The following is a 15,013-nucleotide window of genomic DNA, read 5'->3' as shown; positions in this document are numbered from 1 at the left end:
AAAAAATAGCAATGATAATGGGCGAATTTATGCGATTAGCATAAAGTTTGCGCATTGGTTGACATCCCATCTGTCGTTTGCTACACTGAAATCATATACTTGGGAATAGGAGCCAGGCGGGGTCGCACCCCCTGTCGGGTGATGAGCAAGTGGTATAATAATACATATTTATATTGCTGGAAAATAGCACGGTTTGTAGTGGTGCTTGTATGCCTGGCATTGACTGTGACAAAATACAAAAGACTATAATAAACAAAATTACCTGTGAAAGGAAAATCTATGGAACTGACAGCAGAAAATGTTAAAGGGGAAAAAACAAAATATCGTCTTGCGCAGTCCATGAAAGAGTGTATGAAGACAACAACTGTAGACAACATTACGGTAAAACAGATTACAGAAAACTGTGGCCTTACCAGGCAGACTTTTTACCGGAATTTCATGGATAAATTTGATCTGATCAACTGGTATTTTGATAAACTCCTGGCAAAATCCTTTGAGCATATGGGAATGGGAAAAACAGTTTATGATGCACTGGTAAAGAAGTTTACCTATATTCAGGAAGAGCACATTTTCTTTGCAGCGGCCTTTAAATATGATAGGCAGAACAGTCTGCGCCAGCATGATTTTGAACTGATCCTGGCTTTCTATGAAAATCTGATCCGTGAGAAAACAGGAAAAATTCCGGATGAGACCATACATTGTATTCTGGAAATGTACTGCCAGAGTTCTATTTATATGACTGTAAAATGGGTGCTGGGGGAATTGGAGTGTGCACCGGAGGGACTGGCGAAAATTTTAGTTGATGGGATGCCTGGGAAACTCTCTCAGTTGTTTGAAGAACTGGAAATATTGTCATAAACATAACAGATTAGTGCACAATTTCACCTGATTATTTTCGTATTTATTGCACAAACTTAGTGAGAAAGTTACATTTGAGCGAAAGTGTAACTTTCTTTTTTGAATTTACATTGTTAGAATAATAACAAAGATGAGCGTTGCGGAAACTTATCTGTAAAGAATATCAAAATGTAAAATACTGAAAGGAATGGAAAGCATTATGGCAAACAGAATTAACTTAAATCAGACATCTTATCACGGAGCAGGTGCAATCGAGGAAATCGCAAACGAAGCAAAAGCACATGGCTTTAAGAAAGCTTTCGTTTGCTCTGACCCTGACCTTGTAAAATTCCATGTAACAAGCAAAGTTACAGATATTCTTGAGAAAAACGGACTTGCATATGAACTGTATTCAGACATCAAACCGAACCCTACAATTGAGAACGTACAGCACGGTGTTCAGGCATTCAAGGATTCAGGTGCAGATTATCTGATCGCAATCGGCGGCGGTTCTTCCATGGATACTTCCAAAGCAATCGGTATCATCATTGCAAACCCTGAATTCGAAGATGTAAGAAGTCTGGAAGGTACAGCTCCTACCAAGAAACCTTGCGTACCGATCATTGCAGTTCCCACAACAGCAGGTACAGCAGCAGAGGTAACCATCAATTACGTTATCACAGATGTAGAAAGAAAACGTAAATTCGTATGTGTTGACCCACATGATATGCCGATCATCGCAATCATTGATCCTGAAATGATGTCTTCTATGCCAAAAGGACTGACAGCTTCTACAGGTATGGATGCTCTGACTCATGCAATCGAAGGGTATACAACAAAAGCTGCATGGGAAATGACAGATATGTTCCATTTAAAAGCAATTGAGCTAATCTCAAAATCTCTCCGCGGTGCTGTTGAAAACACAAAAGAAGGCCGTGAAGGAATGGCTCTTGGCCAGTACATTGCAGGTATGGGATTCTCTAACGTAGGTCTTGGAATCGCTCACTCCATGGCTCATACACTTGGCGCTGTTTATGACACACCACACGGTGTTGCCTGCGCAATGATGCTTCCGATCGTTATGGAATACAACCAGGAATGCACAGGGGAGAAATATCGTGAGATCGCCAGAGCAATGGGTGTCAAAGGTGTAGATGAAATGTCTCAGGAAGAGTACAGAAAAGCAGCAATCGAGGCTGTTAAGAAGCTTTCTGTTGATGTAGGAATCCCGACTAAACTGGAAGCAATCAAAGAAGAAGATCTTCAGTTCCTGGCAGAATCTGCACACGCAGACGCATGCGCACCAGGAAATCCAAAAGATGCAAGCGTAGAAGATCTGAAAGATCTGTTCCGCAAGATTATGTAATGAATCACTTTTGCAAAATAAAAAAGCAAAAAGCAGCCATTAAGGCCACAGACTGGAACCATCCAGCTCTGTGGCTTTTTCTTATTGTTTCTTTTTTTATTTGGGTTGCTGTGACCTTTTGTTTGTGATAAAGTAAACTTGTATTTAAGCGAATCAAGTAAGTCCTCACTTCCGTTGTGAAAAGCAATAAGCAGTGGGCGGTAACTTGCTTGTATCAAAAGGAGGACAAACTAATGAAAAAGAAAAAATTCAGAAAAAAAGGTCTGTTCGCACTTTTACTCCTGTGCCTTTTCATCATGTCTGCCAGTGTGACAGTATCTGCTGCCACCAATCTGCTGACCTCTGTAAAACAGGCAAAAGAAGGAACCTGGAAGAGGGATACCCAAGGACGCAAATATGTCTATACTGACGGTCGCTATCCAAAATCCCGCTGGTTAAAAGTAAAAGGCAAATGCTACAGCTTTGACGCCCATGGCTATGTAGAAACAGGCTGGAAAGACTACAAAGGCGAAAGATATTATCTTTCCGAAGTGAAGGGAAAAGAAGGTCAGCTTCTCACAGGCTTACAAAAGGTTAAAGGTAAAACCTACTACCTTTCCAAAACCAGTGGACAGCTATTGCACGGCTGGCAGATGATTAATGGAAAACGTTACTACTTCGGAAAGAAAACCGGAGCTATGAGTAAGAAGAAATGGATTGGAAGCCGCTATGTATCTTCTGACGGCTCTGTTACCAAGGTAAAACAGACTTCGAAATCCCGCCTGATCATCCTGGGGGACTGTCGCGTAGCTTCTATGCGTGACTGCAGAATCGGAAATGCTATTTATATCGGAAAAGTATCCATGGGATACAACTGGCTCAAATCCACTGCCGGACCAATGCTGGAATCTTATCTGGCCTCTTACCCGGAATCAACGGTTGTATTTGGCTTCGGACTGAACGATTATCTGTATCAGCAGGCAAACTATCTGACATATTATCGTTCCTTTATTGCCAGCCATCCCAGGGCAAATATTTATCTTATGTCCATCAATCCGGTGATTGGTGTGGGTGCTTACAACGTAAGTAATGCTACGATCCGTCCCTTTAATGATGCACTGAGAAATAATTTCCCGGATAATTATCTGGACTGCTTTGGCCATTTACAGAAAGTAGGCTATTATGCTGCTGACGGACAGCATTATAATACGGCTACTTACCGCAAGATCTATGATTATATTGTAAAAGCTACCGGCTGGGTTTCATAATCCCCCAAGGGGCTGTCTGAATAGGCAGCCTCTTTTTTGTTACCCAATCAAGAGGGTAAAAATATCTTTAAGTAAAGTAGATACTTTACTTTATATTTTATAATATTCATGTTATAATGGATTTGTAAAGTCATTACTTTCATTTTTGTTAAATATTTCGAAATATTAGGTATAATATATAAATTTAATTAAAGGAGGTTTTTACTATGGAAATTGGAGGCTTTTTCCCCTATCAACCCGTTGGCTCTGAGCCAAACAACTATGTGGAGCATACCTGTCCTGATCCCGGGGACACCGCTCATCTAATGTCCGGTCGTTGTGCCATTTATTACTGTCTGAGGGATCTGATGTTAACAGATCAAAAGCGTGTGGCATATCTGCCTTCCTATGACTGCGAAACAGTTCTGGGCTGCTTTGTAAAAGCAGGATATGAAATTCATTATTATGATTTTGACAAAAATCTTTCCCCTGTATTTGAGGAAGAGATGATCCCTCAGATCAGTGTTCTCCTTGTCTGTGGATACTACGGCTATCCTACCTATAATGAGGATTTTGTCAAAAAATGTAAAGCCAGTGGCGTTTCTGTAATAGTGGATACCACCCATACAGCATTTTCTCCACTGCCGGCCTGTCCGGATGCTGACTATATTGCCGTCAGTCTCCGAAAATGGATGGGTGTTGCCTCCGGTGGTCTTGCCATCAAGCGAAAGGGCACCTTTGGCGTAAAGCCTATTCCCATCAATAAAGAACAGTTTTCCCTTAGAGATCAGGCTCTTCAATCTCGAGAGACTTACGAGCATACCGGAAATGAGGACTACAATAAAGAAGGTAATGATGTTTTCTGGAAAGCGGAATTTATGCTTCGTGAAATTTTCGACATCCAGGAAGGGGATGAAGCTTCCCTTAAAACAATACTTCATTATCCATTCCGGGATGCGATCCGTAAACGCCAGGAAAATTACCGTTACCTTCTGGAACACCTGCCGGAACGCGTCGATATCCGCCCGGTATTTCCTTATCTTTCAGATGATATCTGTCCTATGTTTTTCCCTTTCTTCGTGGAAAACCGGGACGCCCTTATCAAGCATCTGGCAGACAGACACATTCCGCCTAAGGTATATTGGCCTGTACCACCTTTCGTAAAGGTTGAAGACTATCCAGGTGCCAAATATATATATTCCCATATCATGTCTGTCAGCTGTGATGAGCGCTTTAACACGGATGATATGCAGAAAATCGTAGAGGCCTTTGAAAACTATTAAACATCTTAAAGCATTTTAAAAATCTAATTAAGCCACAGACTGGCGTCAAAACCGGTCTGTGGCTTTTGTGGTTGAGTTGCTATTTGGGGAGTGTGTTTTTGTAGTCTGGATAGTCTTTGGCAATTAGCTGTTCGTATGCATCGTAGGCAGCTTCTAAAGAGTCGTATTTTGGAGCATTAGTAATATAGCGCTTATATCCATCGTATGCTGTTTCACGTTCTGCAATTGCTATATAGCCAGGGGCTCCTTGATAGTTGTTTATTGGTTTACGATAAGCTGTTACTGTTTTAGAAATATAATACTTGTCGTCTGCTGTACTGATAATAACAGGAATATTCTTGCCTGCTTCAACTTTATTGGTGTCTACAGAAGTCCAAAAGAGATAATAGTTATTTGGGATATCAGAATTTTTATAATAAGCCCAAGTTCCTTTATTTAACAGGCTGTCAGGATTAATATTTTCTTTTATTTTACTAACCAAATATGAATCTTCGGTTTTAGACTTTTTTGCATTGGAATCAATTTCAAAGTTCCTCTTATTTAATTCATTGTCAAGCAATCCGGAATTTTCAAGAGGGTTTCTTGGATTATCCTCAGTATTAAAGGGATACGCCTTCCCAGCATTCTCCCCTCCCCAGTCAAACACAACGTTTCCATCCTCATCAAAATAGATCTCACAGCTTCCGCCTGCTTTGGGAACGCCTTTCCAGTTTACTGTGTCCGGTTTTCCTACAGTCTGGGAATAGCCTGCGATGGAGACAGTTTTGGAGGACTGCCAGTCTTCGATTTTCTGTTTCAGTGGTACAGATTTCTTTATTGTAGTGGTACTTATTCCCTCCAGAGTGACTTCAGCCACTATTTCATCATATGCTGCACGAACATTGGTCAGATCCACAGACTCACGGCTTCGCTCTACATATTTCGTATAAGCCGGTGCCAGGATTCCAACCAGAACTGCCAGAACCGAAATCACCACAATCAGCTCTACCAGGGTAAAACCTTTATTTTTATTATGCATAGATTCACCTTACTAATTTTTAAGAACTACAAAATTGTCTCACAAGGAAGCAATTTGTGAATGGTTAAGTTAGATGCAAGACATTTTTTGCAATTATGTTGAGATAATAACACAGAACAAGCTCCTGTGCAATTGAAATTTTTTAACCGAATCAAGTAAGTCCTCTGTTTCAATTGCGAATATCCGCTTGACCAATATTTCCGAAAAAAATTCCTTGTAACGCCTGACGAACCGTGTTAATATAAGCAAAAGCATATTTTCTTATTTCTTCAAATCCAATCCTTTATTTTCTATACAGATTCCAGATCTGTTCTTTCGGAAAAGTCATGCTTTTATTTTCATTATTCATTTTAAGCAGGAGTTTTCTAAAAGACAGAAGCTCCTGTACTTTTTTTATAAGGAAGTTATGGGAGGCTGTATGAGAACTCAGAGAGGGTATGAATCAAGAGAGGGTATGAATCATAAGAAAGAAAAACATATCATTGCGTAATAGAGAGGGAAAAACATAAAATGCAGTTAGACAAGGAAAACATGAAAAAAATACGATATCTCATTGCTTTTGCCGTACTTTTGTATCTGGGTGTCCAGCATCTGGACATTGTGATCGGCACAGCTAAGGTACTTCTGGGCTTCCTCTTTCCGTTTATTCTGGGATGCGGAATTGCCTTTATTCTGAATGTGCCTATGAAATTTATTGAAAAGCATCTCTTTGGAAAGGCTGTAAAGCAGCAGAAAAAGGCAGCCATGAAGCTTGCCAGACCGGTAAGCCTGGTGCTTTCCATCTGTTTCCTGGTCTGTGTGCTTATCATTGTTATGCTGGTAGTAGTGCCGGAGCTGGGTGCAACTCTGGTGAGTATTGCCAAAAAGATAGAGGAGAATATACCGGTGATCCAGAAGTGGATTGATACTACCTTTGGAAATAATCCGGAGATCATAAAGTGGACCCAGTCTCTGGACATTGAGCCGGGCAAGATTATTAATTCTATGCTTGGAGTACTGAAAAACGGCGTCGATAATTTTGTTTCTTCCACAGTATCCATTACCATGGGACTGCTGAGCACAGCTATGAATATATCCATTGGCTTTGTATTTGCCTGCTATGTACTTCTTTCCAAGGAAAAGCTCCTTTGCCAGGTGAAAAAGGCTCTGTATGCTCTCTTACCGGAAAAGCCGGTACGCTACATGGCACATGTATGGAATCTGTCCAACCGGATTTTCTCCAGCTTTATTACAGGACAGTGTATTGAGGCTGTGATTCTGGGAAGCATGTTTTTTGTTTCTATGTCCATTCTCCGATTCCCTTATGCCATGCTGGTGGGAGTGCTGATTGGTTTTACAGCGTTGATCCCATTGTTTGGAGGAATTATCGGATGCTGGATTTCCTTTTTCCTGATCCTTATGGTAAGCCCCATGCAGGCAGTACTGTTCCTGGGACTTTTCCTGATCCTTCAGCAGATCGAGGGAAATCTGATCTATCCTCATGTGGTGGGAGGTTCTGTGGGACTTCCGTCTATATGGGTGCTGGTGGCTGTTACCCTGGGCGGCAGCCTGATGGGACTTGTGGGTATGCTGATCTTTATCCCGACAGTGTCCGTGATCTATACCCTTTTCCGAGAGTGGGTGTATGCCCGCCTGGACAAGAAACAGATGGTAACCTTATAACGTTTACATCAAGAAGTGGAGAATATACAGATGAAGATCAGGCATAAAAAATTAATTGCCTCCGGCATCGCCCTGTCCCTGGCCGGAGTCCTGGGTGCAGGTGCATTGCTGCAGACAAGTGTCTCCGTCCAGGCTTCCTATGCCATGATGCCCGGAATCGAGCAGATTGTAAAGGATACCTCTGAGGAGAAGCCATTTAAGATCCTGGAGATTGTGGACAATACAAATGAGGCGGAGATCGGCTACTATGTGTCAGGGCAGGAACCCTATGTGAAATTGTATGAATATAAATATACAGACAGTGATGGTAAGGAACAGACCATGAAGTTCCAATCACTGGATGAGGGGTTGTCCAAGCTTCCCACACTGGAACTTCGCAAAGAATTTGCCATGAATGTAAAACTGAATCAGGATGGCAGTAGCAGTACCGGAATCAAGCAGATTCAAGATGTGTGTTATCAAGAGGGTTCAAGTACAGGAAAATCGGCAGATTATCCCCTTTCTTATAGTGCCTATCAGGAGAAATATTTTCTTACCCAGGAAGAAAAGGATTCAAACTCATGGAAAGAAATCAAACAATTTATAGATCCAGACACTAATGAACCTACAACATATACAAAAAATATAAAGGGAAACTATCAGGAAAACCCAGCCGGCACCGGTAACTATACTAAGAAGGAACAGCAGTATTATCCGATTCGTGAAAAGGCAAATGCCACAGACACAGGAGATGCAGATAATCCAAATGCCAAGTACAGAGAAAATATTCAGAATTTTTACTATGCTGACAGTGACGGAGCAAATGCACCTTATTTTCTGGAGTTTTCCGAAGTAGAGAATACTACTGTAAATAATGCACTGACAAATTCTTCTGGTCAGGGAAAGGAAACAATTCTTTCGGAATACAATTATGAAAATGGCAGATATGGATATTACGAAAATGTTTACAGTGACCTGACTACTGAAATTGCAAATAATATTTCCAACAAGCATTATACTTTTCCCGGAGAAAATCCTGTCAATTTAGCTGGAGAGGAACAGCTTATTCAGGATAATACATCTGCTGAAAATGCCTTTTCGGCAGGTGTTGATGAATTTACATTTTTAGATGAAGAAAATGGAACAGAGCAAAGCAGTGCAGAAGACAATACAACCGGACAAAATCAGCCGGATGCTGCTGAGAGTGAACCTCAGATAGATTCAGGAGCAGCAGATGCGGGATTTTCCGATGGTGAATTTTCTTCTGAAGAATTAAATGCAGGAGAAAGTGATTTAGATTCAACTGATAGTAATAATCAGAACGGTAATGAGACTTTAAATCCGGAAGAGGAATCTGTCACAGATAATGAAGCAACAAAGCAGACAGACAATAATGGCGCAAATAGTATAAAAACACCTTTGATTCCATATACTCCATCATCAGGTGAAAACACTGGTTCTGATACAACGATAGACAAAACAAATACATCTGAAGACCCTCTGGTATATTATGGTATTACCATAGATCAGTACCCGTTTTATCAATACAAATTAATCAGCGATTTGAATACGATTAAAGCTAAAGCAATTAATGTTGATAAAAACCAAGATCCTTCTTTTAATCTTGAGCAAAAGCTTGCCGAAAGTCCGATTTTAATAAACAATAAAACTCAATACTGTAATATCACGATTCAGGATGGACAGTACTGGTTCTGGTTATGGAACAAGGGTGAAAGTGTCAACAATGCTGTTAAATACCCGATATCTATTGTAACCCAGCGTCAGCCTGTAGCATACAGTGATATCCGTCAGCTCCCGGAGGATTTGGGATACAATTACTATTATAAGGTAGATAAAGTCTATTTTTGCTGTAAAAAGGATGAAACTGCGGCAGCAGGAGATTCCCATGCCTATAAATATTATGGCTGGTATTCTCCTTCCTATGCGGATGAGAATAATCCGTATATTCTGGCAGAAAACGGAAAAAAAGCAACTCATTATATTTCCGATGCAGAGTATAAATTAACTCCGGGCACAGGAAATTACGACTTCGTACCTGATGATACTGCCCCAGAACAGACTGTGGAAGTAGACCATATGTATTATCAGGGGGGATATACAAACCATGACTGGTTTAAACAGTATGTGTTCCATCTGGAACCGGGTGAAGAGGGAAGTGATGAGAGGAAACAGTTTGATGCCTTTAAAATTGAGGTAACTACCATAACGGCAGATGATTTTAATGCGATATATGGAAGCGCTGAGGAAACGGCATCCGGTGACAGCGATGCTACGGAAACAACTGGTGACGGCGATAGCACTGATCCTGATCATTCATCAGTAGATGATAGCGCAAACTCAGATGATGTACAGGCAGATAACTCTCAGACAGAAGATAACCAGTCGGATGATGTGCAGACAGATAACACCTCTGATGATCAGAATACCGACACTCAGAATGCAAACGAAACCCAGATAGAAAATCAGGTAGCAGCTCAGAATGAAGGAGATACTTCAGAAGTAGATCCAATGGTCAGCGAAGCTGGTGTTGAGCTGGTGTCTATCGAAAAGGAATTTAGTGACAGTACCGACAATGAGGATGATCAGGAAGACAGTTTTAAGGATGGCACAGAAAATGAGGCCATGCCGGAGGTAGAAAGTAGTTCTGATGAGTCGTTTTCGGCAGGAGATGCAGATTCTGATTCCGGGAAAACAAAGCTGGAAGATTATAATCTGATTTATTTAAATGGAACCGGATTAAATGAATCTTCCTACCAAAAGATTCTTGACATAGTTTCCCCTCAGAAATCAAAGAAAAAACCATGTATTATTAATCAGACAAAATTACAGAATAATGAAACTTTTAAGAGTAGTTTTGCATCAATCATGAATGATAGCGATACGGATGGTCATTACGTGAATTGCAATGTATATTTCTTTAAAAATAGTTTCTTATCTGATGGTCAGGATCCAGGTAGTCTGTTGAATGTATCATTTGATAAAAATTTTAATCCCGCTTATAAGGAAGAGTCCGACAGTTTTTCGGATGGTGATAATAGTCTGATGGAAGGTTTTGAAGAAATTCTGAAGTATATAGAAAAGGAGAATAAATACAGAAAAATAAAAGAAAACTCGACAAATAAGGATAACACAGAAAATCAGGGGGAAAAAGAGAATACTCCTCTAAGTACCAAAATCAGCCAGGCCAGAGCCATTGAGTATATTATAAATTACAGACTGAAAAGAAATGATCTGCCTACCGGAAAAATCAGGGTACTGGAACTTCAGCCAGCCCGCAGTCAGGGCGAGATTACGAGTTCACAGGTATTAGGATGGCTTGGACATGAAATGACAGTGATAAGTTGTTGTAATCATACAGGAGAACCTGCGGCGAATGTGCTGAACGATGAAGAATCAATATGGCATTCGGCATATACTTCTAGTGATAATAACTATAATCATAAAGGTAAGCATTATCTGGAAATATCCTTTACGAATCCAGAAGACGTTGATGGGTTTATTTACAGAGCTAGACCAACTGGCAAGAATGGTGCAATATATAAATATATATTGGAATTATATGATGAGAACAATAATAAGATAGCTCAAATACCAGGAAATTTTGACAGTAAGGAGATAGATAGAGAAAGTGCAACGATTAAATTTGAAAAGACATATTCCAACGTAAAATCTATGAAATTGATTTTTGAGAGTACATTTGCTGATAATATCAATTATATAGACAAATTTGCCAGTGCCAGAAAATTTCTCCCCATTTTTCATAATAAACAGGCAAATGTAGAAATAACCACTATGACAACATCTGAATTTGTCGGACATATTGATGACTTAAATACAAAGTATGACATGATCTATCTGGGGGATGATGATAAGGATTTGGTTTATGATGGTAATTTCCGACCAGATGATGAGGTGCTTTATTATCATGTTGGTGGAAATAAATTGGCACGCTATGAATTACAGGGTTTGATGAATCATGATTATGTCACGAATGGAAGTCAAAAGAAAGCCGCTACGGTGGGGGAAACAGATTCAACTACAGGTACTACTATTGGCTCTGTTCGTGGTTCCGGAAATGATATTACAAAAGAAATAAAAAATAAACTGGTGAATTTTGCAAAAAGCGGGTATCCGGTAGTAGTTGCAGGAAATATTTATGGTGAGAATAAAAAAACGATATCTACAACTCTGGTAGACAATTCTTCCTATATTTATGATTTCCTTAATGAAGTAAAAGGATTTGATAATGTATACAAAGAGGGAGAGATTACAGCAGATGAGGATATAAATTTCTATGCGGAACTTCCAAAACCAAAGATTGAATTGAGCAGTTACCCTCCTTCTGCAATTGGAACAGGGGATGGCCCATCGAATGAATTTCTTACTGGAGAAAATATGACTTTTCAGTTTCAGATTATTGACGAGGCGCAGGCTTCACCTGCTAATGCAGAATATAATTGTGAATTGTATATTGATCTGAACTGTGATGGTAATTTCTCAAAATCTGAGAAGCTGGATGATATTGCAGTCATGCAAAATGGAAATGTTATAAAAAAGGAGAATGGGATATATCAACTTTCCCTTAATACAACGTATACAGTTTCAAGAAAAATCCCGCAGGAATATATCAAACTAATGCCGTGGAAACTGGTAGTCACCAACAATAATAACAGCGAGATCCGAACGTCTGAGATTGGATATACAAAAAGACAAAATATAACTTCAACTAAAAATACAATTAATGTATTGCAAATTATTCCAAATAATAGTGTCGAATGTACATGGAATTTGGCTACAGATACTACGTTTCAAAAACTGTTTAATAAAGTAAAAGATTTTAATGTTAAGATTAGTACAATTACTGTAGGACAATATGAAACCCAGTATTCTGCAAATGCAACCTATCTGAATCAATATAACATGTTGATCATTGGATTTTGCGATGGTGCTGGTTATGGAAGTAGTTATGGAGGAAATAATCCTACAAACTTTTCAGAGAATGGCGCTCAGAGAATCCTGGAATTTGCAAATACAGGAAAGAGTGTGATTTTGGCTCATGATAATACGTCATCCTCTGTGTATGATAGAACTGCGCAGAATGGAGGTATTAGTGGTGATTCTACGTGGAAAGGTTGGGCATACTTTTTTAACCAGACACTTCGCAGAGCTTCAGGTATGGATAGGTACGGCATCACTGCCCCGCAGTCAACTTCTGATATATTAAAACAGGCAAAAGAATTAGATACAAATGCACAGTCTACAGATTGGAATGCTATTTCTAAGAATTCCAGTGATATGGCATATTATCTGAACAAAAACAAAGAAAAAACATATTCAGAAACGCAGGGATTCACCAATGGAAAATTAAGAATTGCAAATACAACACGAGAAACCGGAAGTACGGAAGTAACAACTACAGCATCTCAGGTAAATGAAGGTGCAATAACAGAATATCCATATAAAATTGATAAAAAAATAACCGTTGCCCCCACACATTTCCAATATTACCAATTGGCATTGGAAGAAAATGCAGATGAGGATGATTCAGGTGATCTTGTAGTGTGGTATTGCCTTGGCGATAAAGATAATAAAACCGGAAATGGATATTATGCTCATTCACCCAATGATGTCAGAAATAATTATTATATCTATAGCTATAAAAATATAATTTATACAGGTGTAGGGCATAAGCCTGTCACTGATAATGGTAATCTTATGGAAAAGAAGTTGTTTGTCAATACTATCATAGCCGCATATAATGCACAGGCAGTTAATCCGGAATTGATGTTTGTAAAGCAGTCAGACAGAAATGCTGCGCAGGAAAAGACTGTTTATTACACACTCGACAATGTTAATTTCAATGAATCCCAGGAGCTTATTAAAAACAAACCACTTGAATTCCATTTGAAAGTGACAGATTCCAATCTGGTTGGTACTTCCTTTGCCGGAACAAACACAAAAGACTTAAAACTTCAACTGTACATAGAGTCTGATAACGGTACAAAATTTGAAGGAATTGGAGGAGAAAACACAAATGTGGTGCCGATAGATGTTCCGGTATATGAGGCTGGTAATAAGGATTCATTAACGAAAGATTCCAACGGATGCATCTATGTCAACAGCGGAAAGGTATATAATTTTACTCTAAATGATCTGCCAGACTATGAGAAGTATTTAAAAACAAGTGCAGGGTATAAGGGAAAGGTTACCCTGTATGCTAAAATTTCATGCAAATACATTTACTACGGCACAGAAAAAGAAGCACAATCCGTTGCGCAAATAAACATCTGTCAACGCCAGCTTTTTGATCTGGATTGATGTAAAAACTTTATAACTCCAAATTCTGAAAGCCTCAGACTGGTACAGCACAGCTACCCCAGTTCGGGGCTTTTGGCATCTGACAATTTTTACAAAAATGCCTTGAACCTATCAGAGAAGCATGCTAGTATAAAATCAAAGCATATTTCTCTTAAGTTTCAGGGCATTTTGCCGTCTTATATTCTAAATTCATTTCAGAAATCCATGCTTTTAATTCCAATTCAATTAAAAAAGCAGGAGTTCTGAACAATTTGGAAAAGAGCAGTGTGTTCTTACACTCCTGCTGACACAGGAGGTATTGTCTATGACAAAAAGAAAGAACAAAAAAGTCACTGCAAACCGTAATTACAAGGATACAGTATTCCGAAAACTGTTTTCTGACAGAAGAAACCTATTTTCTCTGTATAATGCGATCAATGGAACAGCGTATACAGATGAAACGAAGCTGGAGATTGTTACACTGGAAAATGCAATCTATATGGGAATGAAGAATGATCTGGCGTTTATCATTGATACGAATCTTTTTCTGTATGAACACCAGTCAACCTACAATCCCAATATGCCGTTGAGGGATTTATTTTATATATCCAGTGAATATCAGAAATTAGTGGACAGGAAATCCCTGTATTCATCCATATTGCTGAAATTACCGGCACCGAATTTTATTGTATTCTATAATGGAAAGCGGAAAATGCCGGACAGATGGACGAACTGTCTGTCAGAATCCTATGAAAATCAGCAGGGAGATCCTAATCTGGAGTTAAAGGTAGTTACGATCAATATCAACAGGGACTGCAACAGGAAATTGATGGAGCAGTGCAGGATTCTTGGAGAATATGCGCAATATGTAGAAAAAGTACGTAAAAATGCGGAGACTATGAGCCTGGATACCGCTGTAAAAGAAGCAGTGGATGAATGTATTCAGAAAGGAATCCTGGCGGATTTTCTCAGAGTCAACCGCGCGGAGGTTATTGCCATGAGTATATTTGAGTATGACAAAGAGGAAGAAGAACAGAAACTGCAGGCAATTTATGAAAGGCAGGGTGAATTAAGAAAGGCAAAAAGCATAGCCATTTCGCTTGCGCAGGAAGGAGAATCCATAGAAAGAATAGCAAGAATCCTTGGTGAAACAGAAAAAACAATTAAAGAATGGCTGTAAAGTTTATATAATAAATTTCATCAAAAATCAGCTCCAGGTTTCGTAGATAATTTCGAATAAAGATATTTTGTAACTATTCAGCAGTCTACTATCCCGCGAGGTGTTTTGGCATGAATATGCCAAAATCCCGAGACATACAAGTCA

General features: G+C 39.4%; 8 protein-coding genes. 7 read left to right on the top strand and 1 reads right to left on the bottom strand.

The features are described from left to right. Window positions 1-279: 279 nt before the first annotated feature. The 4 genes from H8Z82_RS03650 (at window position 280) to H8Z82_RS03635 (ending at window position 4,712) form a co-directional block, all read left to right on the top strand. Complete coding sequence (locus tag H8Z82_RS03650; RefSeq protein ID WP_118246922.1) at window positions 280-858, top strand: TetR/AcrR family transcriptional regulator; 579 nt, start codon at window positions 280-282, stop codon at window positions 856-858. A gap of 199 nt (window positions 859-1,057) precedes the next feature. After that, window positions 1,058-2,203, top strand: coding sequence for a lactaldehyde reductase (gene fucO, locus H8Z82_RS03645; protein WP_186994275.1), 1,146 nt, complete (start codon window positions 1,058-1,060; stop codon window positions 2,201-2,203). Between the two features lie 233 nt (window positions 2,204-2,436). Continuing rightward, window positions 2,437-3,450 carry an SGNH/GDSL hydrolase family protein gene (locus H8Z82_RS03640; RefSeq protein WP_186994274.1) on the top strand — a complete coding sequence of 338 codons (1,014 nt, stop codon included), beginning with the start codon at window positions 2,437-2,439 and terminating at the stop codon, window positions 3,448-3,450. Window positions 3,451-3,656: 206 nt separating this feature from the next. Next, a complete protein-coding gene (locus H8Z82_RS03635) occupies window positions 3,657-4,712 on the top strand; it encodes a PLP-dependent aminotransferase family protein (RefSeq protein ID WP_186994273.1) in 1,056 nt (351 codons plus the stop codon). Between the two features lie 79 nt (window positions 4,713-4,791). On the opposite strand, the gene H8Z82_RS03630 is transcribed toward H8Z82_RS03635, so the two are convergent. Then, the gene (locus H8Z82_RS03630; protein ID WP_186994272.1) at window positions 4,792-5,730 is read right to left on the bottom strand and encodes a type IV pilin protein; all 939 of its coding nucleotides are present in this window, start codon (window positions 5,728-5,730) and stop codon (window positions 4,792-4,794) included. 510 nt (window positions 5,731-6,240) lie between these two features. Here H8Z82_RS03630 and H8Z82_RS03625 point away from each other — a divergent pair. From H8Z82_RS03625 to H8Z82_RS03615, 3 genes are all read left to right on the top strand, one after another. Further along, window positions 6,241-7,392 (top strand): AI-2E family transporter, encoded by a 1,152-nt coding sequence (locus tag H8Z82_RS03625; RefSeq protein ID WP_186994271.1) that lies wholly within the window; start codon window positions 6,241-6,243, stop codon window positions 7,390-7,392. Window positions 7,393-7,422: 30 nt separating this feature from the next. Next, window positions 7,423-13,710 carry a DUF5057 domain-containing protein gene (locus tag H8Z82_RS03620; protein WP_186994270.1) on the top strand — a complete coding sequence of 2,096 codons (6,288 nt, stop codon included), beginning with the start codon at window positions 7,423-7,425 and terminating at the stop codon, window positions 13,708-13,710. Between the two features lie 304 nt (window positions 13,711-14,014). After that, window positions 14,015-14,869 (top strand): RpnC/YadD family protein, encoded by an 855-nt coding sequence (locus H8Z82_RS03615; RefSeq protein ID WP_186994269.1) that lies wholly within the window; start codon window positions 14,015-14,017, stop codon window positions 14,867-14,869. Window positions 14,870-15,013: the final 144 nt, after the last annotated feature.

It is taken from the genome of Blautia difficilis (genome assembly GCF_014297245.1).
Classification (GTDB): domain Bacteria; phylum Bacillota; class Clostridia; order Lachnospirales; family Lachnospiraceae; genus Blautia_A; species Blautia_A difficilis.
The sequence above is the reverse complement of the archived record's forward strand: the minus strand, read 5'-3'. Positions and strand labels throughout refer to the sequence as shown.

Bases quoted from the DNA above. Each gene is read 5' to 3' on its own strand.
- H8Z82_RS03615 (WP_186994269.1), top strand. From the start codon at position 14,015: ATGACAAAAAGAAAGAACAAAAAAGTCACTGCAAACCGTAATTACAAG.
- H8Z82_RS03640 (WP_186994274.1), top strand. From the start codon at position 2,437: ATGAAAAAGAAAAAATTCAGAAAAAAAGGTCTGTTCGCACTTTTACTC.
- H8Z82_RS03650 (WP_118246922.1), top strand. From the start codon at position 280: ATGGAACTGACAGCAGAAAATGTTAAAGGGGAAAAAACAAAATATCGT.
- fucO (WP_186994275.1), top strand. From the start codon at position 1,058: ATGGCAAACAGAATTAACTTAAATCAGACATCTTATCACGGAGCAGGT.
- H8Z82_RS03620 (WP_186994270.1), top strand. From the start codon at position 7,423: ATGAAGATCAGGCATAAAAAATTAATTGCCTCCGGCATCGCCCTGTCC.
- H8Z82_RS03635 (WP_186994273.1), top strand. From the start codon at position 3,657: ATGGAAATTGGAGGCTTTTTCCCCTATCAACCCGTTGGCTCTGAGCCA.
- H8Z82_RS03625 (WP_186994271.1), top strand. From the start codon at position 6,241: ATGCAGTTAGACAAGGAAAACATGAAAAAAATACGATATCTCATTGCT.
- H8Z82_RS03630 (WP_186994272.1), bottom strand. From the start codon at position 5,730: ATGCATAATAAAAATAAAGGTTTTACCCTGGTAGAGCTGATTGTGGTG.